At 62.0% G+C, this 17,972-nt stretch carries 21 protein-coding genes and 1 other annotated feature; of the genes, 20 read left to right on the top strand and 1 reads right to left on the bottom strand.

The window, feature by feature from the left end:
- Positions 1 to 23 precede the first annotated feature (23 nt).
- The 6 genes from hfq (at position 24) to OCV64_RS05825 (ending at position 4,027) form a co-directional block, all read left to right on the top strand.
- A complete protein-coding gene (hfq, locus tag OCV64_RS05845; protein WP_147572480.1) occupies positions 24 to 260 on the top strand; it encodes an RNA chaperone Hfq in 237 nt (78 codons plus the stop codon).
- A 119-nt stretch (positions 261 to 379) separates the two neighbouring features.
- A complete protein-coding gene (locus OCV64_RS16165) occupies positions 380 to 490 on the top strand; it encodes an RNA chaperone Hfq (protein ID WP_147572479.1) in 111 nt (36 codons plus the stop codon).
- Between the two features lie 104 nt (positions 491 to 594).
- Positions 595 to 1,860 carry an HlyD family efflux transporter periplasmic adaptor subunit gene (locus OCV64_RS05840; protein WP_262669539.1) on the top strand — a complete coding sequence of 422 codons (1,266 nt, stop codon included), beginning with the start codon at positions 595 to 597 and terminating at the stop codon, positions 1,858 to 1,860.
- A gap of 50 nt (positions 1,861 to 1,910) precedes the next feature.
- Positions 1,911 to 2,636 (top strand): YggS family pyridoxal phosphate-dependent enzyme, encoded by a 726-nt coding sequence (locus tag OCV64_RS05835; protein ID WP_262669538.1) that lies wholly within the window; start codon positions 1,911 to 1,913, stop codon positions 2,634 to 2,636.
- A 26-nt stretch (positions 2,637 to 2,662) separates the two neighbouring features.
- A complete protein-coding gene (locus tag OCV64_RS05830; protein ID WP_147572476.1) occupies positions 2,663 to 3,163 on the top strand; it encodes a cell division protein SepF in 501 nt (166 codons plus the stop codon).
- Positions 3,164 to 3,286: 123 nt separating this feature from the next.
- Positions 3,287 to 4,027 (top strand): DivIVA domain-containing protein, encoded by a 741-nt coding sequence (locus OCV64_RS05825; protein WP_147572475.1) that lies wholly within the window; start codon positions 3,287 to 3,289, stop codon positions 4,025 to 4,027.
- 38 nt (positions 4,028 to 4,065) lie between these two features.
- Here OCV64_RS05825 and OCV64_RS05820 read toward each other — a convergent pair whose 3' ends face one another.
- Complete coding sequence (locus OCV64_RS05820; RefSeq protein WP_147572474.1) at positions 4,066 to 4,287, bottom strand: hypothetical protein; 222 nt, start codon at positions 4,285 to 4,287, stop codon at positions 4,066 to 4,068.
- A 94-nt stretch (positions 4,288 to 4,381) separates the two neighbouring features.
- Between OCV64_RS05820 and OCV64_RS05815 the strand changes: the two genes are divergently transcribed.
- From OCV64_RS05815 to OCV64_RS05750, 14 genes are all read left to right on the top strand, one after another.
- A complete protein-coding gene (locus tag OCV64_RS05815; RefSeq protein ID WP_240286377.1) occupies positions 4,382 to 4,555 on the top strand; it encodes a ribbon-helix-helix domain-containing protein in 174 nt (57 codons plus the stop codon).
- A 39-nt stretch (positions 4,556 to 4,594) separates the two neighbouring features.
- Positions 4,595 to 4,808: a binding site (T-box leader), on the top strand.
- Between the two features lie 68 nt (positions 4,809 to 4,876).
- The gene (locus OCV64_RS05810; protein WP_262669537.1) at positions 4,877 to 6,298 is read left to right on the top strand and encodes a glycine--tRNA ligase; all 1,422 of its coding nucleotides are present in this window, start codon (positions 4,877 to 4,879) and stop codon (positions 6,296 to 6,298) included.
- A 361-nt stretch (positions 6,299 to 6,659) separates the two neighbouring features.
- A complete protein-coding gene (locus tag OCV64_RS05805) occupies positions 6,660 to 7,436 on the top strand; it encodes a TIGR00282 family metallophosphoesterase (protein WP_147572471.1) in 777 nt (258 codons plus the stop codon).
- 2 nt (positions 7,437 to 7,438) lie between these two features.
- Positions 7,439 to 8,521, top strand: a complete 1,083-nt coding sequence (locus OCV64_RS05800) for a metallophosphoesterase family protein (protein WP_262669536.1) — start codon at positions 7,439 to 7,441, stop codon at positions 8,519 to 8,521.
- On the top strand, positions 8,518 to 10,770 hold the full coding sequence (locus tag OCV64_RS05795; protein WP_262669535.1) for an ATP-binding protein: 2,253 nt from the start codon (positions 8,518 to 8,520) through the stop codon (positions 10,768 to 10,770). Before OCV64_RS05800 ends, OCV64_RS05795 begins: the two co-directional genes overlap by 4 nt.
- A 68-nt stretch (positions 10,771 to 10,838) precedes the next feature.
- The gene (gene lepB, locus OCV64_RS05790) at positions 10,839 to 11,450 is read left to right on the top strand and encodes a signal peptidase I (protein WP_240286383.1); all 612 of its coding nucleotides are present in this window, start codon (positions 10,839 to 10,841) and stop codon (positions 11,448 to 11,450) included.
- A gap of 192 nt (positions 11,451 to 11,642) precedes the next feature.
- On the top strand, positions 11,643 to 12,035 hold the full coding sequence (locus OCV64_RS05785) for a zinc ribbon domain-containing protein (protein ID WP_147572468.1): 393 nt from the start codon (positions 11,643 to 11,645) through the stop codon (positions 12,033 to 12,035).
- 10 nt (positions 12,036 to 12,045) lie between these two features.
- The gene (locus OCV64_RS05780; protein WP_262669534.1) at positions 12,046 to 12,870 is read left to right on the top strand and encodes a purine-nucleoside phosphorylase; all 825 of its coding nucleotides are present in this window, start codon (positions 12,046 to 12,048) and stop codon (positions 12,868 to 12,870) included.
- A 34-nt stretch (positions 12,871 to 12,904) separates the two neighbouring features.
- The gene (locus OCV64_RS05775) at positions 12,905 to 13,177 is read left to right on the top strand and encodes a hypothetical protein (RefSeq protein ID WP_186852927.1); all 273 of its coding nucleotides are present in this window, start codon (positions 12,905 to 12,907) and stop codon (positions 13,175 to 13,177) included.
- 1 nt (position 13,178) lies between these two features.
- Positions 13,179 to 14,483: an amidohydrolase gene (locus OCV64_RS05770; protein ID WP_262669533.1), complete on the top strand. Its 1,305-nt coding sequence runs from the start codon at positions 13,179 to 13,181 to the stop codon at positions 14,481 to 14,483.
- 72 nt (positions 14,484 to 14,555) lie between these two features.
- Positions 14,556 to 16,391, top strand: coding sequence for a putative polysaccharide biosynthesis protein (locus OCV64_RS05765; protein ID WP_147572464.1), 1,836 nt, complete (start codon positions 14,556 to 14,558; stop codon positions 16,389 to 16,391).
- 97 nt (positions 16,392 to 16,488) lie between these two features.
- Positions 16,489 to 17,289 carry a nucleoside triphosphate pyrophosphohydrolase gene (gene mazG, locus OCV64_RS05760; RefSeq protein ID WP_262669532.1) on the top strand — a complete coding sequence of 267 codons (801 nt, stop codon included), beginning with the start codon at positions 16,489 to 16,491 and terminating at the stop codon, positions 17,287 to 17,289.
- A 76-nt stretch (positions 17,290 to 17,365) separates the two neighbouring features.
- The gene (locus OCV64_RS05755) at positions 17,366 to 17,641 is read left to right on the top strand and encodes an HU family DNA-binding protein (protein WP_147572462.1); all 276 of its coding nucleotides are present in this window, start codon (positions 17,366 to 17,368) and stop codon (positions 17,639 to 17,641) included.
- A gap of 64 nt (positions 17,642 to 17,705) precedes the next feature.
- Positions 17,706 to 17,948 carry an RNA-binding S4 domain-containing protein gene (locus tag OCV64_RS05750; protein WP_147572461.1) on the top strand — a complete coding sequence of 81 codons (243 nt, stop codon included), beginning with the start codon at positions 17,706 to 17,708 and terminating at the stop codon, positions 17,946 to 17,948.
- Positions 17,949 to 17,972 lie beyond the last annotated feature (24 nt).

The raw sequence follows: 17,972 nt of genomic DNA, 5'->3' as shown, positions 1-17,972 counted from the left end.
AGAAAAAAGGAGTGCTACATATCATGCAGAAAACCAACAACCTTCAAGAGATCTTCCTGACCCAGGTCCGCCGGGACCGCCGGCCCGTCACCATGTTTTTGATGAACGGCTTTCAGATGCGGGGCTATGTCACCGGATTTGACGCCTTTACTGTAGTGCTGACCAGCGATGGCAAGCAGCAGATCATTTATAAACACGCCATTTCCACCATCGTTCCGGAGCGGCCGGTGCCCCTGTGCGAGCCCGGGGAGGGAGACTAATCTGCTGCTTGCCGCGGGAGCGCCAGCGACCCGCGCGAAGCGCGTAAAATTGCCGGCCGAGCCGGCAATTTCCGGAGGGGCAATTCATTTGCCCCGAGGATATAAAAAAACGGGACCCCATGGGGGCTTGCCCCCCATGGGAAAAGCAGCAGATCATTTATAAACACGCCATTTCCACCATCGTCCCGGAGCGGCCTGTGCCCCTGTGCGATCCGGGGGAGCTGGAATGACCACCGCCTGTCCCAAGGGCGGTCTAGTGGCTCCAGGGCTGTGAATTGCGGGGCCTCCGGGGTTCCGCCGGGGCAGGCACGCTGTACAGAAAGAGAGAATACCCATGAAGCAAGGACAATCTGTCATCACACTGGTGATGGTCCTCATCGCCGGGGCGCTGGCCATCTACTTTGGCTACTACGTCTTTGACACCTTTAACGACCCCTTCACCACCACTCTGGCCTACTCCTACACGGTCAACGACAGCGTGGAGGCCGATGGCCTGCTGGTCCGGGAGGAGAAGGCGCTGTCCGGTCAGGCCGGCATCCTGGACGTGACCCGGACCGAGGGAGAGAAGGTGGGCGTGGGCCAGACCGTGGCTCTCATCTACCGGGACAGCCAGGCCCAGGCCGACCAGGCCGAGCTGGACAGGCTGTCCATGGAGATCGAGCTGCTCCAATATGCCGCCGCCCAGAGCGGCGACGTGGAGTCGGCCGCCCGGCTGGATGAGGATATCCTCCAGTCCGTGGTATCTCTGCGGGCCTCTACGGCCCTGGGGGACTACGCCGATCTGGAGGATCAGGTGCGGGAGGTAAAGAGCGGCGTCCTGAAGCGGGGCTATACCTACGGCGACGGCCTCACCTCCGCCGATTTGACGGCCCAGCTCCAGAGCCTGAAGAGCCAGCGTTCCGCTCTGTACAAGCAGTCTTCCGGGGCCACGACCCGGATCACCGCCGACCGGTCCGGCGTGTTCTCCAGCCTGGTGGACGGCTATGAGAGCTTGCTGACCCCGGAAACGGTGTTCCAGCTCACCCCCTCCTCCCTGGCCGCCATGATGGACAGCCAGAGCGCCGACGAGGGCGCGGTGGGCAAGCTTATCACCTCCGACCGGTGGTACTTTGCCGCCAGCCTGCCCAACGAGGCGGCGGAGCGGCTGCGGGAGGGGGGAACGGCCCTCCTTCGGTTTACCGGGGACTTCTCCCAGGACGTGGACATGCGGGTGGAGCAGGTGGGTCCCACAGAGGGAGAGGTGACCCTGGTGGTCTTTTCCTCGGATCGGTATCTGGCCCGTACCACTCTGCTGCGCCATCAGACGGCAGAGCTGATTTTTGAGAGCTTCTCCGGCCTGCGGGTGCCCAAGGAGGCGGTCCGCATGATAAAATCTACCCAGAAAGATGAGGAGACCGGCGAGGAGCGGGAGGTCAGCAAGCTGGGCGTCTATGTGCTGGTGGCCGGCCGGGCGGAGTTTAAGGGCATCCAGGTGGTGACGGAGGGCGGCGACTACTATGTGGTCAAGCCTACTTCCACCAGCAGCGATGCCCTGCGGGCCGGGGACGAGGTCATCACCCAGGCCATCGGGCTGTTTGACGGCCAACTGCTTCAATTCTAGAGAGGATTAAAAGGGGAAGATCCCTTGAGATAGAGAGAAGGTCATATTTTATGGAGCTGGCACAAAATATTCAGGCGGTGCGGGCAAAAATCGCCCAGGCGGCGGCTGACGCCGGCCGGACGCCGGGTGAGATCACCCTGTGCGCCGCCACCAAGGTACAGACGGACGAAACCATCCGGGCGGCTATTGCCGCCGGGGTCCAGGTGTGCGGGGAAAACCGGGTTCAGGAGCTGACCGCCCACCTGGAGGCCGGGGCCTATGAGGGGGCAAGGGTCCACTTTATCGGCCACCTCCAGACCAACAAGGTCAAGCAGGTGGTGGGAAAGGTGGAGCTCATCCATTCGGTGGACTCGGAGCGCCTGCTCCGGGCCATCCACAGCCAGGCGGAGAAGTTGGGCATCGTCCAGGACATCTTGCTGGAGGTCAACATCGCCGGCGAGGAGAGCAAGGGGGGCTGCTCCCCCCAGGAGGCGGAGGAGCTGGCCCGGCTGACGGCCCAGCTTCCCCATGTCCGGCTCCGGGGCCTGATGGCTATTCCTCCGGTCTCACTGGAAATTGGTTCCAACCGGCCATATTTTCAGGCCATGCGACAGCTTTTTGTTGACATAAAGGAGAAAATGTCGGATAATCAAGCTAGTATAGACTGTCTGTCCATGGGGATGAGCGGCGACTACGCCGACGCCATCGCCGAGGGATCTACTCTTGTCCGGGTGGGCACCGCCCTGTTTGGGCCCCGGCCTCCCATGGGCACGCCCCGGACGGACATACACAAATGACGCGCTGAAGAAAAGAGGAACGTGTGATGGGACTTTTTGACGAATTTAAGCGTTTGGCCCACCCCTATGAGGACGAGGAGCCCGACGACGACTTTGATGGCTTTGACGACTTCGACGCCCCCGCCCCACGGGCAGAGCGCCGGGAGCGGCCCGAGCGGTTGGAGCGGTCCTCCCGGAATGTGGACACCCTGTACGGCTCCTCCCAGGAGGAGGAGCGCCGGAGCAACAAGGTGGTCAACATCCGGGCGGCGACCCAGCTCCAGGTGGTGCTGGTCAAACCGGAGAAGTTTGAGGACGCCTCCGCCATCGCCGACCATCTGCGGGAGAAGCGAACGGTGGTGCTGAACCTGGAGTCCACCAACAAGGAGATCGCCCGCCGCCTGCTGGACTTCCTGTCCGGCGTGGCCTACGCCAACGAGGGCAAGATCAAAAAGGTGGCCATCTCCACCTATATCATCACCCCTTACAACGTGGATATCCTGGGCGACCTGATCGACGAACTGGAGAACAACGGGCTATATTTCTGAGATCGCCGCCCAAGCCCCGTCACGGATGGGGCGGCGCGGCAAGCGCCGTAAATTGGAAGGGCCGGCATACCCGTCGGCCCGCTTCCCTTTTGGCAGTAGAAAGATTTTAGGAGGGATCACACTATGCTTACGCCCCAGGAAGTGTCTGAGCGCGCCTTTCAAAAGGCCACCTTCAACGGCTACAATATGTCCCAGGTGGACGAATTTTTGGATATTCTGACGGCGGATTACTCCGCCCTGTACAGCGAGAACGCCGTGCTGAAAAGCAAGATGAAGGTGTTGGCCGACAAGGTGGAGGAGTACCGGGCCACCGAGGACGCCATGCGGCAGGCCTTTATGATCGCCCAGCGCCGGGCGGATGATCTGGTCCGGGAGGCGGAGCAGAAGCGTGCCGCCCTGATCCACGAGGCGGAGGGCGAAGCGCGCCAGCGTATGGAGAGCATTACCAAGGAGGTGGAGGCGGAGGAGTTCCGGCTTCAGCAGGCCAAGAACGCCACCGCCGCCTTTGTGGATAAGCTGCGGGCCATCCACGCCAAGCAGGAGGAATTTTTGGACCAGCTGGGCGAGATGTGTCCCGACGCCCAGCCCCAGCCGGCCCCTGATCCGGTGGAGGAAACGGTGTCCGAGATAGACGACAATGTTCAGCGATTGCTGAACCAGGCCATGCTGGAGGCCACGGCGGAGAATTTGAAGGCCCGCCAGGAGGCGGAGGAGGAGCCTGAGGATCTGGAGGATACCGCCGAGTTTGGCCCCGTGTCGGGCGGCGAGGCGGAGGACGAAGATGAGGAGGATCTGCCCCCAGTCCGGGGCAGCCGCATTAACTTCGGTGAGCTCCAGTTCGGCCGAGACTATGAGATCAAATGAAGAGAGCCGGACTTGTCCGGCGTGAAATAAGCGGCCTCTCAACCGATTTCCGGCTGAGAGGCCGCTTCACGCTGTCCATCTTCCGCGCCGCCGCGGAGGAGGGTAAAGATGGGCTCCTCCTGAGGCGGGGTCCCCCCCGCCGCCTGCCATCCAGCGGCAAAGGCCAGACGGGCCAGGGTGAACATCTGGTTCGCCGCCTCGTCATAGTCCCTCCGCTCTAAAAAGCAGGAGAAGGCGGCTTCAAAATCATTGGAATACATATGCATCACCTCTTTTAGTACGATTATAGGCGATTCGATAGGATTCGTCAATATTAAATACTATTTGATAGTATAGTCGTATATGGTGATAAGTATGAAGCCGCTTAAAACAAAAATCAGTATTACATTGGATGACCCGGTACTGGAGCAGACAAAGCGTCTGGCTGAAAGAGAGGACCGCTCTTTGTCCAGCTATATCAATCTGCTCCTGAAGGCCCATCTGGAGCGGATGGAAAAAAACGGGGCTGACGGGGCGAAAAAACCGTAAATTCCCTTGACAACGGATAAAAACTGTCATACAATACGCTTCAAAGCAAGGACAGAGAATAGTACCCAGCGGCGGGGCTTCAGAGAGAGGATGGCTGGTGAAAATCCTCCAAAGCCGCGAAGGGAAGGCGCCTCTGGAGCGCGGGCAGGAAATGGCCCGCCGGTCCCCCCGCCGTTACCGGGAACGAAGCGCGTGTCAGCCAGACACGAATTCAGGTGGAACCGCGGATATTTGTAACATATTCGCCCTGAGCCCCAAGGGCTCGGGGCGCTTTTTTTGCTCTGAGCCAATCAAACAGTATGATGAAAAGGAGCAGTTACCATGAAAAACACCAAAAAGACCATGGAGAAGATCGTCAACCTGTGTAAGGGCCGGGGCTTCATTTTCTCCGGCAGCGAGATCTACGGCGGACTGGCCAACACCTGGGACTACGGTCCCCTGGGTGTGGAGCTGAAAAACAATGTGAAAAAGGCATGGTGGAAGAAGTTCGTTCAGGAGAACCCCTACAACGTGGGCCTGGACGCCGCCATTTTGATGAATCCCCAGGTGTGGGTGGCCTCCGGCCACGTGGGCGGCTTCTCCGACCCCCTGATGGACTGCAAGGAGTGTAAGGAACGCTTCCGCGCCGACAAGGTCATCGAGGATTGGTGCCAGGAGAACAGCTTTGACCTGGGCCACAGCGTGGACGCCATGAGCCAGGCCCAGATGAAGGAGTTTGTGGAGGAGCACAACATCCCCTGCCCCTCCTGCGGCAAGCACAACTGGACCGACATCCGCCAGTTTAACCTGATGTTCAAGACCTTCCAGGGTGTTACCGAGGACGCAAAAAACACCGTCTACCTCCGCCCCGAAACCGCCCAGGGCATCTTTGTCAACTTCCAGAACGTCCAGCGCACCACCCGCCGGAAGCTGCCCTTCGGCGTGTGCCAGGTGGGCAAGTCCTTCCGCAACGAGATCACCCCCGGAAACTTCACCTTCCGTACCCGTGAATTTGAGCAGATGGAGCTGGAGTTCTTCTGCACCCCCGGCACCGAGCTGGAATGGTTCGCCTACTGGAAGGACTTCTGCCATCAGTGGCTGTTGAACCTGGGCATGAGGGATGAGAATTTACGCCTGCGGGACCACGACCCGGAGGAGCTGTCCCACTACTCCAACGCCACCACTGACTTTGAGTTCGTATTCCCCTTCGGCTGGGGCGAGCTGTGGGGCGTGGCCAGCCGGACCAACTTCGACCTGACCGCCCACCAGAACACCTCCGGCAAGGACATGACCTACTTCGACCAGGAGAAGAACGAGCACTATATCCCCTATGTGGTGGAGCCCTCCCTGGGCGCCGACCGGGTGACACTGGCCTTCCTGGTGGACGCCTATGACGAGGAGGTGGTGGATGCCGAGAAGAACGATGTCCGCACTGTCCTGCGCCTCCACCCTGCCCTGGCCCCCTTCAAGTGCGCCGTGCTTCCCCTGTCCAAGAAGCTGGCCGACAAGGGCCGGGAGATCCAGGCCGAGCTGTCCAAGTATTTCATGGTGGACTACGACGACGCCGGCTCCATCGGCAAGCGTTACCGCCGGCAGGACGAGATCGGCACCCCCTACTGCATCACCGTGGACTTCCAGACCGTGGGCAGCGACACCGATGAGGCGGACAACGCCGTTACCATCCGGGACCGGGACACCATGGAGCAGGTCCGTGTTCCCATCAGCGAGCTGAAGGGCTGGCTGGAGGAGAAGCTGGCCTATTAAGCAGACGGCCGCCACCTGCTCCATGCCGCCTGCTGAAGCGGCGGTTTAAAAATTCGACCGCAGGGAGAATTTCCGGAGGGCGGATCCATTCCGTCCGAGGATTTTAATTGCCTTGGGGCCCCACACAAAGCGAGCTTTGTGTGGGAGCGCAGGTCCGTGTTCCCATCAGCGGGCTGAAGGGCTGGCTGGAGGAGAAGCTGGCCTATTGATCTGCCCCTCCGCCCCGCAATCAGGCCCTCCGTGCCGCCCATGACCTCCATGGGCGGCGCTTTCTTTTGCCTCCGGTGGTTGCGGACCGGCCTGGGATACGGTATAATCCATTTGAATAGAAGTGGTACCAACTTGGAGGAGGGGCTTTGTTATGCTGTTGAAGATACTGGCCGTGGGGGATGTGGTGGGCGAGGGAGGCCAGGATATCCTGGCCCGCCGGCTGCGGGAGCTGCGGGAGGACACCGGGGCCCACTTTGCCGTGGTCAATGGGGAGAACGCCTCTGGTGTGGGCATCACCCCCGCCCAGGCCCGGCGGATGCTGGAGGCGGGGGCCGACGTTATCACCTTGGGCAACCACACCTGGAACCGTATCCAGATCGGCGAATTTTTGGACAAGGACCCCCATATCCTCCGTCCGGCCAACTACGCCGGCCGGGTGCCGGGCCGGGGAATGGGGATATACCAGTGCCAGGGCCAGCGCGTCGCTGTCCTGAACCTGATGGGCCGGGTGGAGCTGAACCCCAACCTGGATAGCCCCTTTAAGGCCACCAATTTCCTCCTCCGGGGGCAGGACTACGACCTGGCCCTGGTAGACTTCCACGCCGAGGCCACCAGCGAGAAGGGGGCCATGGCCTGGTATCTGGATGGGAGGGTCCAGGCCGTCTGGGGCACCCACACCCATGTGCCCACCGCCGACTGCCAGATCCTGCCCAAGGGCACGGGCTTTGTCACCGACCTTGGAATGACAGGCCCCAAGCGGTCCGTGCTGGGCATACGGCCGGAGCACTCCATCAATCTGTTCCTGGGAGGACTGCCCCGGCGGTATGAGGAGGCGGAGGGGAACTGCAAGCTCAACGCCTGCCTGTTTACCATCGACACGGAGAAGAAGCGGTGCGTGGAGGTCCGCCGGGCGGACCTGGAGGAATAATCATGATTAGAATAATCCATGGGGCTGACTTCCACCTGGACAGCCCCTTTTCTGGCCTCTCCCCGGACCAGGCGGCACGGCGGCGGGGAGAGCAGAGGGAGCTGCTGGGCCGCATGGCCCAGGCGGCACGGGAGAGGGCGGCCGACCTGGTGCTGCTGGCCGGAGATCTGCTGGACTCGGAGCGGGTCTTTCAGGAGACGGCCCAGGCCCTGGCCCGGGCCCTGGGGGACATCCCCTGCCCGGTGTTCCTCTCTCCGGGAAACCACGATTTCTGGTCCCCCCGGTCGGTGTACGCCACCCTGGACTGGCCGGAAAACGTCCATATTTTCTCCTCCCCACAGATGGAGGCGGTAGAGCTGCCCCAGTTGGGCTGCACGGTCTGGGGCCGGGCCTTTTATGACAGCCGCCAGACAGACAGCCCGCTGGCCGGCTTCCGGGCCCCAGAGGGGAAGGGTGTGCAGATCATGTGCGTCCACGGCGACACGGCGCCCCAGAGCGAGTATGGGCCCCTCTCCCCCGCCGAGATCGAGACCAGCGGCCTGGACTACCTGGCCCTGGGCCATATCCACCAGGGGAGCGGCCTGCGGCGGGCGGGCCGGACCTTCTGGGCCTATCCCGGCTGCCCGGAGGGCCGCGGCTTTGACGAGCTGGGACAGAAGGGCGTGCTCTATGTAGAGCTGGAGGAGGGCCGGGCCCAGGCCCAGCTCCTCCCCCTGGGCCGCCGCCGGTATGAGATTCTGCCGGTGGATGTTACGGGAAAGGAACCGCTGGAGGCCGTACTGGCCGCCCTGCCCCAGGACACCAGCGAGCACATTTACCGCATTCTGCTCACCGGCGAGGGAGAGAGCCCAAATCTGCCGGCGCTGGAGCGGGAACTGGCCCCCCGGTTTTACGGCCTGACCCTCCGGGACCAGACAAGACTGCCCACAGACCTGTGGAAACGGCGGGAGGAGGACACCCTGACTGGCCTCTTTCTCCGGGCCATGTGGACAAAATGTCAAGAGGAGCCGGAGGAGCGGACCTATCAGATGGCCGCCCGGTTCGGCCTGGCCGCCCTGGAGGGCGGGGAGGATGTGTCCCTATGAAGATAAGATCCATGACGGCCACTTTCGGCAAGCTGGACCACGCCCGGCTGGAGCTGGGGGATGGCTTAAATCTGATCTATGCCCCCAACGAGGGGGGCAAATCCACCTGGGCCGCCTTTTGGAAGGCTATGCTCTATGGCATCGATACCCGGGACCGGGATAAAAAGGGGTATTTGGCGGACAAGAACCGGTATCAGCCCTGGTCCGGCGCCCCCATGGAGGGGACTATGGACCTGGAGTGGCAGGGCCGGGACATCACCCTCCGCCGGGGTCCCAAGGGCAGCGCTCCCTTCGGGGCCTTTTCCGCCGTCTACACCGGGACGGAGGAGGCGGTCCCCGGCCTGACTGCCGCCAACTGCGGCGAGCTGCTCACCGGTGTGGGACGGGAGGTCTTTGAGCGGTCGGCCTTCATTGGATCGGGTGGAGACCTGGCGGTTACAGCGGCCCCGGAGCTGGAGCGGCGTATTGCCGCGCTGGTGTCCTCCGGGGAGGAGGACGTGTCCTACTCCCAGACCGAGGGGAGGCTGCGGGAGTGGCTCAACCGCCGAAAGGTCAACCGAAGCGTGGGGCTGATCCCCAGGCTGGAGGGAGAGCTGCGGGAGGTGGACCAGGCCCTGGAGCAGTTGGAGGAGCTGTCCGGCCGCATCGCCCTGCTGGAGGGGGAGCGGACCGCCCTGTCCGCCCGTAGAGACCTGCTGGCCGCCGAGCGGGCGACCCACCGCCGATTGGCCCAGCGAGAGCTGGACCGGCGCTTTGCCCAGGCCAGGGAGGAGCTTGAGGCGGCCAGGAGCCAACTGGCCACCCTGGAGGGGGAGACGGCCAAATACGGCCCGCTGCCCGACAAGGACCTGCTGAAGAAGGCACAGGGAGAGCTGCAATATTTGAAGGTGCTGGACGAGGAACTGCGCCAGGGCGAGGCGGCCCGGAAGGAGGCGGAGGAGGTCTATGTCCAGGCACAGATCGCGGCCCAGGACGACCGCTTTCCTGGCATGACCTGGGAGGAGGGGGTCCAGGCCGTCCAGAAGGCCCTGTCCGACTACAACACCGGCCTGGCCACCGCGCGGGTCAAGGGGATGGCGGCCAAGCTGTTCCCTGCTCTGGGCCTGCTGTTTGCCCTGATTGCCGGTGTGGTCGGCGGGGTCCGGGAGGGACAACTGCTGTCCTATCCCCTCTACGCCGGGGGCTTCATCTTTCTGCTTACCTTGATGGCGGGGTTTGTCAACCACACCGGCCGACGGGCCTGGGAGGACCGGTGCGCCAAGCTGCTGGAGCGGTACCGGGTGCAGTCCCCCCAGGAGCTGGAGGAACTGGCCCAGGACTACCGGCGGCGGTGCCAGGCGGCGGAAGAGGCGGCCCGCCAGGTTCGGACCATCCGGGGAACGTTGAGCGACCGGCAGGCCCGCCGGGACAACAGCCGGACGGACCTGTTGGACTTTGTCCACACTTTCTCCCCCCAGGTCACCGACCTGTTCGGCTGCTCCGCCGCCCTGTCCAGAGGGCTGAATCTGGACCACGAGCTGTCCCTGGCGCGGGAGCGGGTGGAGGAGCGCCGCCGCCGTCTGGATGACTTAGAGGCCCAGGGAGGCGGGCTGCCTGAACCCGTCGGGGAGGCGGAGTCCCCCGCCCGGACCCCGGAGGAAACAGAGCGGGCCCTGGCGGAGACGGAGCGCCGGCTGGCCCAGACTGACCAGGACCTGAATCAGGCCCTGGGACAGCGGAAGGCGGTGGGCGATCCGGCGGCCCTGGCTGCCCGTCGGGAGGAGCTGGCTGCCCAACTGGACCGCCGACAGGAGGAATATCGTGCCCTGGCTGTTGCGCTGGAGGCGCTGAAAGAGGCCAACGCCCAGCTCCAGCAGCGATTCTCCCCGGAGCTGAACCGGCTGTCCGGCCAGTATCTGGCCCGGCTCACCGGGCAGCGGTACCAGTCGGTGGCACTGAACCGGGAGCTGGAGGGTGCTGCCGCCCGGATAGAAGATGTGTCGCCTAGAAACGCGCTGTTCCTGTCCCGAGGGACCGCGGACCAACTGTACCTGTCGGTGCGGCTGGCGGTGTGCGGCCTATGTCTGCCTGAGAAGCCCCCCATCCTGCTGGACGACGCCTTGGCCGCCTTTGACGACAGGCGGATGGTCCTGGCGCTGGAGCTGCTGGAGGAGCTGGCCCGTGAGCAGCAGGTCCTCCTCTTTACCTGCCAGCGCCGGGAAGGGGCTGCCCTGGAGGGGACGTCTGCGGTTACCCGGTTGGAATTATAAGTTGAATTTGGATGGAAAAGCGGCTATAATAGCAGGGCTTCACGGTGATACAGAAGGAGGGATACCCTTTGTCAGAAGAGATGGATCAGTTCCTGGACCAGAAGGACGAGGAGCCCCAGGAGGTGCGGCCTCTGGGGTCGGAGCTGTATGAGTGGCTCCAGATGCTGATGGGCTGTGTCCTGGCCGCGGTGCTGCTGTTTACCTGCTTGGGCCGTCTGACCCGGGTGGATGGAGAGTCTATGAACAACACCCTGCAGCACGGGGAGATGATGCTGGTCTGGTCCCTGGGCTACCAGCCCCAGCAGGGGGATATCGTGGTTGTCAACAAGACCACGGCTGAGTTTTTAGGGGGCAAGGCCATCGTCAAGCGGGTCATCGCCACCGGCGGTCAGACCGTGGATATCGACTATGGCACCAGTACGGTCTATGTGGACGGGGTGGCTCTGGACGAGCCCTATATCAGAGAGCCTATGGGGGTGCCCTATACTCCCTCCGCCTACGACTCCACGGGAGTTCAGACCCACTGGGAGGTGCCTGAGGGCTCTATCTTTGTGATGGGAGATAACCGGAACAAGTCTACCGACAGCCGGGATGCCCGCCTGGGCGCCATCGACGAGGATTATGTGCTGGGCAAGGTGGTGTGCGGCCTGTGGCCCCCTTCCAAGATCGGTCCCCTGTAACGGAATATCGGCTTCAGCCCGTCCGCGCCCGGCGCGGGCGGGCTATTTTTTACGGAAAACCGCCGGCTGCACAGGGATTTGTTGCAATCACAGGGGGATTGGTGTAAAATAACAGGGAACTGTCACGGGTGGAGAGTGGCCTCCTCCCCTCTGACGAAACTGAAATACAGATGCGGGAAAGGAGCGCATAGTATGGACGACAAGGTGAAGGAACTGCTGGATAAGATCCGCGGCACTGCCTCTGTGGCCGCCGACGCCGCCGCCGACACCGCCAGGGTGGCGGGTAAGAAGGCGGGCCAGATGGTGGACGTGGCCAAGCTGAATGTCCAGCTCTTCGATCTGAACGGAGATTTCAACGACATCCTGCGCCGACTGGGCCAGGTGATGTATGACACCCACAGGGGCCAGACCCCAGAGGGAGACCCGGTGACAGAGCTGCTGGCCGAGGCCGATGAGACCGCGGCCAAGGTGGAGGAGGTCAAATCCCGCATCGCCGACCTGCGCCAGTCCCGCAGCTGCCCCGCCTGCGGCGCGCCCTGCGGTAAAGGGGACAAGTTCTGCCGCAGCTGCGGCGCCTCCCTGTAAGGAGGGGGCCATGGGCTATACGATGGAACAATACCGGGCCAGCGCCAAAGCGATCCGGGACCGCCTTGGAGACTTTATCCCCAAGGTGGCCATGGTGTTGGGCTCCGGTCTAGGCTATATGGGGGACGAGGTGGAGGGTGCCGTCGCCATCGACTACCTGGATATTCCCAACTTTAAGGCATCCACCGCGCCGGGACACAAGGGGCGGCTGGTCTTCGGCACTCTGGAGGGGCAGCGGGTGGCGGTCATGCAGGGCCGAACGCACCACTACGAGGGCTACTCCTATGAGGAGGTGTCCTACGCCGTCCGGGTGCTGCGCCTGCTGGGGTGTGACACCCTGATCGTCACCAATGCCGCCGGATGCGTCAACACCAGCTGGCAGGCCGGGGACCTGATGCTCATTACCGACCACATCAAGATGTTTTCCGAGTCTCCCCTCCGGGGGGAAAATCTGCCCGAGTTCGGGGTCCGATTCCCCGACGCCTCCCATCTGTACACCCCCCGCCTCCAGGAGCTGGCCCGCCAGACGGCCCAGGAGCTGGGCATTCCCCTGCGGGAGGGGGTCTACTTCTACTGCTACGGGCCTCAGTATGAGACCCCGGCAGAGGTCCGGGCCGCCCGCGTCCTGGGGGGCGACGCCGTGGGCATGTCCACCGCGCCGGAGGTCATCGTGGCCGGCCACTGTGGCATGGAGGTGCTGGGCCTGACTCTGCTGTCCAATATGGCTGCCGGCATCCTGGACCAGCCTCTCAGCGAGCAGGAGGTGCTGGAGGCCGGCGAGACGGCCCGTGAAAAGTTCTCCGGTCTGGTGCGGGCGTGTCTGAGGAAGATGTGATGTCTTTGCCCGGCGATGAAAGGTGGCTTTGTCCATGATTACGATTTTCAACCGCGCAGAGCTGTTCCTGACCTATGACCTCAGCCGCTTTAACCAGGTGCGCGACACCCTGGAGGGGGCGGGGCTCGACTATATCTACCGGAGCAAGGATCTGACCAGCCCCACTATGTGGGAGGGGCTGTGCGGCGGCAGCAGCCGGGGCCGCACCGGCACCTTCGGTATGAACGACGGGGCCTGGGTGGAATATAAGCTCTATGTCCGCCGGAAGGATCTGGACTGGGCCAGAGCGATACTGAGAGGGATCTGATATGTCACTGTTGTTGGAACATGTCACCGCTGTGACCATGGACTCGGCCCAACCGGTCCTGAAAGACGCATTTGTAGCGGTGGAGGGCACAAAAATCGCCTCGGTGGGCACTGCCCGCCCCCAGGGGGAGTTTGACCGGGTCATTGACGGGACTGGCAAGGTGCTCATGCCCGGCCTGGTCAACGCCCACACTCATGTGGCCATGGCCCTCCTGCGGGGGTACGGAGGCGGACACGACCTGCACCACTGGCTGAACGACTATATCTTCCCGGCCGAGGACAAGCTGGATGCCCGATGCGTTGCCGCGGGCACCGCTCTGGGGCTGGCCGAGATGATTGCTAGCGGCACTACCTGTATCGCGGATATGTATATGTACACCGATGCCATCGCCAAAACTGTGCTGGAGGCGGGTATCTCCGCCAATCTGTCCTGTGGTGGAGTGTATTTTGGAAAACCAGAGGAGTTTGATCCTGCCCGCTGTGAGGACTGCATAAATGAAGAGATCCTGAGGGACTCCTGGCATGGCGCCGGTGAGGGGCAGATCCTAGTGGACGCATCCATTCACGCGGAGTATACCTCCTGTCCCCCACTGTGGGAGTGGACGGCTGACTTTGCCCGAAGGCATGGCTTAGGGATGCAGGTCCACATCTCTGAGACCCAGTCAGAGCATGAGAACTGCTGGAAGAAATATGGGAAAACCCCCGTCGCCCTCCTGGACCAATACGGAGTGTGGGAGCGGGGGGGTATCGCCGCCCACTGTGTCTGGGTGTCTGACCAGGATATGGACATCATGGCCCAGAAACACATCACCGCCGTCCACAACCCGGTCTCCAATTTGAAGCTGGCCTCCGGCGTGGCCCGAGTCCCCCAGATGCTAAAGGCCGGGGTCAACGTGGCCCTGGGGACCGACGGGGTGGCCTCCAACAACAGTCACGACCTGTTTGAGGAGATCAAGCTGGCCGCGATTCTCCACAAGGGAGTCGGCCTGGACCCGGAGGCGGTCACGGCCCAACAGGCCCTGGAGATGGCCACGGTCAATGGGGCCAGGGCCCTGGGCCGGGATACCGGAGTCATCGCCCCCGGCAAGACGGCCGACCTGATCCTGGTGGACTTTTCCGCCCCCAACCTGTTCCCCTGTCACGACGCGGTGGAAAACCTGGCCTTTTCTGCCCGAGGTTCCAACGTGGTCATGAATATGGCCAGGGGGAAGGTCATATATGAGAAGGGGGAATTTTTCACCCTGGACCTGGAGAAGATCCGGGCCGAGGTGGAGGGCTACGCCCTGCCCCGAATCTTTGGCATATGAAGCGATACCCACGGAGAGGTGGGAAAGCGGAGCTCTCTCCCCTCTCTGTGCCCAGCATAAAGGAGGCTGCCTATGTCCCAACGAGATACCGCCCCCCGCCGGATCAGCGGTCAGAAACAAAATACCTTTTTTGGCGGAGCGGCCATCCTGGCTGTGGGCATCCTGGTGGTCAAGCTCATCGGTATGTTCTACAAGATCCCCCTGGTCAATATCATTGGGGAGCAGGGGAACACCGACTTTACCAACGCCTATAATATCTATGCGGTCCTGCTGACCATCTCCACTGCCGGCCTGCCTGTGGCCGTGTCCAAGCTGGTCAGCGAGGCCAGTGCCCTGGGTCGCCACAATCAGATGCGCAAGACCTTTCGGGTATCGATGCTCCTGTTTTTGTCCCTGGGTCTGGTCTCCTTTTTAGTGATGTATTTCAAGGCCGATACGCTGGCCGCCATGATGAACGACACCAAGGCCGCCGCCGGCATCAAGGCGCTGGCTCCCGCCGTAGTGTGCGTGGGCTGTCTGGCCGCCTTCCGGGGGTATTCCCAGGGACACAGCGACATGGCCCCCACCTCCATCTCCCAGATCATTGAGGCCCTTTGCAAGCTGGTCATCGGCCTGTCCCTGGCCTACTGGCTGATTCAGGCGGGGCAGCCCGCCCATGTGGCCGCTGCCGGCGCTATTACCGGCGTGACGGTGGGTACTGTGGTGGCCCTGGCCTATATGCTGCTCAGCTACGGCTTTGGCCGGGCCCGTGAGCCCCGGCTGTCCCGAGATGTGCCAGACGGCGCGGGCAGTATTTTGAAGGATATCCTGCGCATCGCTATTCCAATCACCCTCAGCTCCTCTATGGTGGGCATCGTTACGGTCATCGACTCCTCGCTGGTCCAGGGGCAGCTTCAGCGGGCACTGGTGGAGGACCCCGCCAGTTGGGCGCTGTATGCCGACTTTGTGGACTTTGGCGCCCTGGAGAACGCACTGAACACATGGAAGGAAACTCTGGCTGCTGGGGCCGCCGCTAACATGGCCTCTTTGACCCAGCAGATGGCCCTGGAGGCCCCGCCGGCCGCTGCCCAAGCCCTGAGCGACGCGGTGCAGGATGTGAGCCGGACCCTCTACGGGAATTATGGCGGGGCGCTGAATATCTATAATTTGCCTACTTCCCTTATGGCTGCCATCACTGCCTCGGTTATCCCAGCCGTTTCTGGTGCGCTGGCCCGCCGGGACCGCCGGGGAAGCGCCAAGATCACTGGCTCCGCTCTACGCATCACCGCCCTTTTGGCTTTCCCAATGGGAGTGGGCCTGTTCGTCATGGGCCAGCCTATCATGCGGCTGCTTTTTACCAAGCTCAACCCGGATCTGGCTGGTCCCCTGCTGTCCACTCTGGGCCTGGCTACTGTCTTTGTGTGTATGATGCTGGTGTGCAACTCCATCCTCCAGGCCCATGGGTTTGTCAACCTGCCCGTGTTGGTCATGGTGCTGGGTGGGGTGCTGAAGATCGTGACCAACTATAACCTGGTGGTCCGGCCCGAAGTCGGTATCTTCGGCGCACCGGCGGGTAATATTCTGTGCTTCGGCCTATGCCTGGCGCTGGACTTGCTTATTATTTCCCGGGTCATCCCCAAGAGGCCCCGGTATCTGCCTATTTTTGTTAAACCGCTGGCAGCTTCCGCTCTGATGGGCGGAGCCGCATGGGTAGTCTACCGTGTGCTGGCCCGGTTGCTCAGTGCGGTCCCCGAGGGGGGGACGGAGGCGGTCCTCAGCAGGATGGGCAACGCTGTGGCCACCTTGGCGGCTATCGGAGTGGCTATGGTGGTCTATCTGGTGCTGGTGGTGGCCCTGCGGGCCATCTCACGGGAGGACCTGTCCCTGATGCCCAAGGGGGATAAGCTGGCCCGGTTGCTCCGGCTGTAAGCGCAAATTCCATAATGTGGCATTATTTCAAAGATTTTAGGTATTTTTCCTGAAAAACTTGAAAATATATAAAATGACTTGATAAGGAAGCGAAATTGTGGTAAATTTTCAGTGTATGGACCACTATTCCATGGAGGACCTTCTCCGCATCATGGAGCTGCTCCGCGCTCCGGAGGGGTGCCCCTGGGACAGAGAGCAGACCCACCAGTCCATCCGGCGCAATATGCTGGAGGAGGCCTATGAGGTGGCCGAAGCCATCGATAACCAGGACACAGCCAACCTGAAGGAAGAGCTGGGCGACGTACTGCTTCAGGTGGTGTTTCATTCCCGCATGGCCCAGGAGGAGGGGCTGTTTACCTTTGACGATGTGGTGGACGGCATCTGCAAGAAGCTGGTATTCCGCCACCCCCATGTCTTTGGCACTGTAGAGGCCGGGGATGCGGACGGCGCTCTTACCGCCTGGGAGAAGCAGAAGCGGGAGGAGAAAGGACAGAAGACCGCCGCTGATTCTCTGGACGGTGTGGCCCGTTCTCTGCCAGCGCTGATGCGGGCGGAGAAAATTCAGGACAAGGCCAAAAAGGCGGGATTCGACTGGCCGGATATCAGTCCGGCGCTGGACAAGCTGTCCGAGGAGCTGGGAGAATTGAAGACGGCCGCGACCCAGGGCTCCAACGTGGAGGAGGAGCTGGGCGATTTGCTGTTCGCTGCAGTCAAGGTCGGCCGGTTTCTGGGACTGGACAGCGAGCTGGCACTCCACGCGGCCTGTGAAAAATTTATCCGGCGCTTCCGCCGGACAGAAGAGCTGGCCGGGCAGCCGATGACCCAGATGGAGCTATCTGATTTGGAGCGGTTCTGGGCACAGGCAAAGCGGGATAGCGACTCCACTTCGATGACTTAACATCCCCCGGGATTTAAGTATAATCACGGCGGCGGCGCGCTGGCGCTGCCCAAATTCACAGGAGGAGAAAACCACCATGAACAAGACCGAACTTATTGCTGCTGTTGCTGAGAAGGCCGAGCTGTCCAAGAAGGACGCTGAGGCCGCCATTACTGCCACCATCGACGCCATTACTGACTCTTTGAAGAACGGTGAGAAGGTACAGCTGGTCGGCTTTGGATCTTTTGAGGTTAAGGCCCGCGCTGAACGCGTCGGCCGCAACCCCCTGACCAAGGAGACCATTCAGATCCCCGCCTCCAAGACCCCTGTTTTCAAGGCCGGCAAGGCTCTGAAGGATGCTGTGTCCAAGTAAGTTCCGTAAATAGAACGGGGACGCTGTATACAGCGTCCCCGTTTTCCGTAGAGGAGATCATTCTATGCGATTGGACAAATGGTTGAAGGTTTCCCGCCTCATCAAACGCCGCACCGTGGCTAATGAGGCCTGTGACAATGCCCGGGTGGTCGCCAACGGCCGTCCAGTGAAGGCCAGCTATGATGTAAAAGCAGGAGACATCCTGGAGCTCCGCTTTGGAGAGCGCGTTGTCAAGGTAGAGGTGCTGGTGGTGGCCGATAATGTTGGGAAAAGCGACGCGGCGGCTATGTATCGTGAGGTTCTGTAAAGCCTGAGCGGAGAAGGAAAAGGA

This window comes from Muriventricola aceti (assembly GCF_025567565.1).
Taxonomy (GTDB): domain Bacteria; phylum Bacillota; class Clostridia; order Oscillospirales; family Oscillospiraceae; genus Lawsonibacter; species Lawsonibacter aceti.
Note: the sequence above shows the minus strand (reverse complement) of the source record. Positions and strands in the feature narration are given on the sequence as shown.

What these genes read in the sequence shown, in the direction of transcription:
- hfq (WP_147572480.1), top strand. Translation starts at nt 24, where the DNA reads ATGCAGAAAACCAACAACCTTCAAGAGATCTTCCTGACCCAGGTCCGC.
- OCV64_RS16165 (WP_147572479.1), top strand. Translation starts at nt 380, where the DNA reads ATGGGGGCTTGCCCCCCATGGGAAAAGCAGCAGATCATTTATAAACAC.
- OCV64_RS05840 (WP_262669539.1), top strand. Translation starts at nt 595, where the DNA reads ATGAAGCAAGGACAATCTGTCATCACACTGGTGATGGTCCTCATCGCC.
- OCV64_RS05835 (WP_262669538.1), top strand. Translation starts at nt 1,911, where the DNA reads ATGGAGCTGGCACAAAATATTCAGGCGGTGCGGGCAAAAATCGCCCAG.
- OCV64_RS05830 (WP_147572476.1), top strand. Translation starts at nt 2,663, where the DNA reads ATGGGACTTTTTGACGAATTTAAGCGTTTGGCCCACCCCTATGAGGAC.
- OCV64_RS05825 (WP_147572475.1), top strand. Translation starts at nt 3,287, where the DNA reads ATGCTTACGCCCCAGGAAGTGTCTGAGCGCGCCTTTCAAAAGGCCACC.
- OCV64_RS05820 (WP_147572474.1), bottom strand. Translation starts at nt 4,287, where the DNA reads ATGTATTCCAATGATTTTGAAGCCGCCTTCTCCTGCTTTTTAGAGCGG.
- OCV64_RS05815 (WP_240286377.1), top strand. Translation starts at nt 4,382, where the DNA reads ATGAAGCCGCTTAAAACAAAAATCAGTATTACATTGGATGACCCGGTA.
- OCV64_RS05810 (WP_262669537.1), top strand. Translation starts at nt 4,877, where the DNA reads ATGAAAAACACCAAAAAGACCATGGAGAAGATCGTCAACCTGTGTAAG.
- OCV64_RS05805 (WP_147572471.1), top strand. Translation starts at nt 6,660, where the DNA reads ATGCTGTTGAAGATACTGGCCGTGGGGGATGTGGTGGGCGAGGGAGGC.
- OCV64_RS05800 (WP_262669536.1), top strand. Translation starts at nt 7,439, where the DNA reads ATGATTAGAATAATCCATGGGGCTGACTTCCACCTGGACAGCCCCTTT.
- OCV64_RS05795 (WP_262669535.1), top strand. Translation starts at nt 8,518, where the DNA reads ATGAAGATAAGATCCATGACGGCCACTTTCGGCAAGCTGGACCACGCC.
- OCV64_RS05785 (WP_147572468.1), top strand. Translation starts at nt 11,643, where the DNA reads ATGGACGACAAGGTGAAGGAACTGCTGGATAAGATCCGCGGCACTGCC.
- OCV64_RS05780 (WP_262669534.1), top strand. Translation starts at nt 12,046, where the DNA reads ATGGGCTATACGATGGAACAATACCGGGCCAGCGCCAAAGCGATCCGG.
- OCV64_RS05775 (WP_186852927.1), top strand. Translation starts at nt 12,905, where the DNA reads ATGATTACGATTTTCAACCGCGCAGAGCTGTTCCTGACCTATGACCTC.
- OCV64_RS05770 (WP_262669533.1), top strand. Translation starts at nt 13,179, where the DNA reads ATGTCACTGTTGTTGGAACATGTCACCGCTGTGACCATGGACTCGGCC.
- OCV64_RS05765 (WP_147572464.1), top strand. Translation starts at nt 14,556, where the DNA reads ATGTCCCAACGAGATACCGCCCCCCGCCGGATCAGCGGTCAGAAACAA.
- OCV64_RS05755 (WP_147572462.1), top strand. Translation starts at nt 17,366, where the DNA reads ATGAACAAGACCGAACTTATTGCTGCTGTTGCTGAGAAGGCCGAGCTG.
- OCV64_RS05750 (WP_147572461.1), top strand. Translation starts at nt 17,706, where the DNA reads ATGCGATTGGACAAATGGTTGAAGGTTTCCCGCCTCATCAAACGCCGC.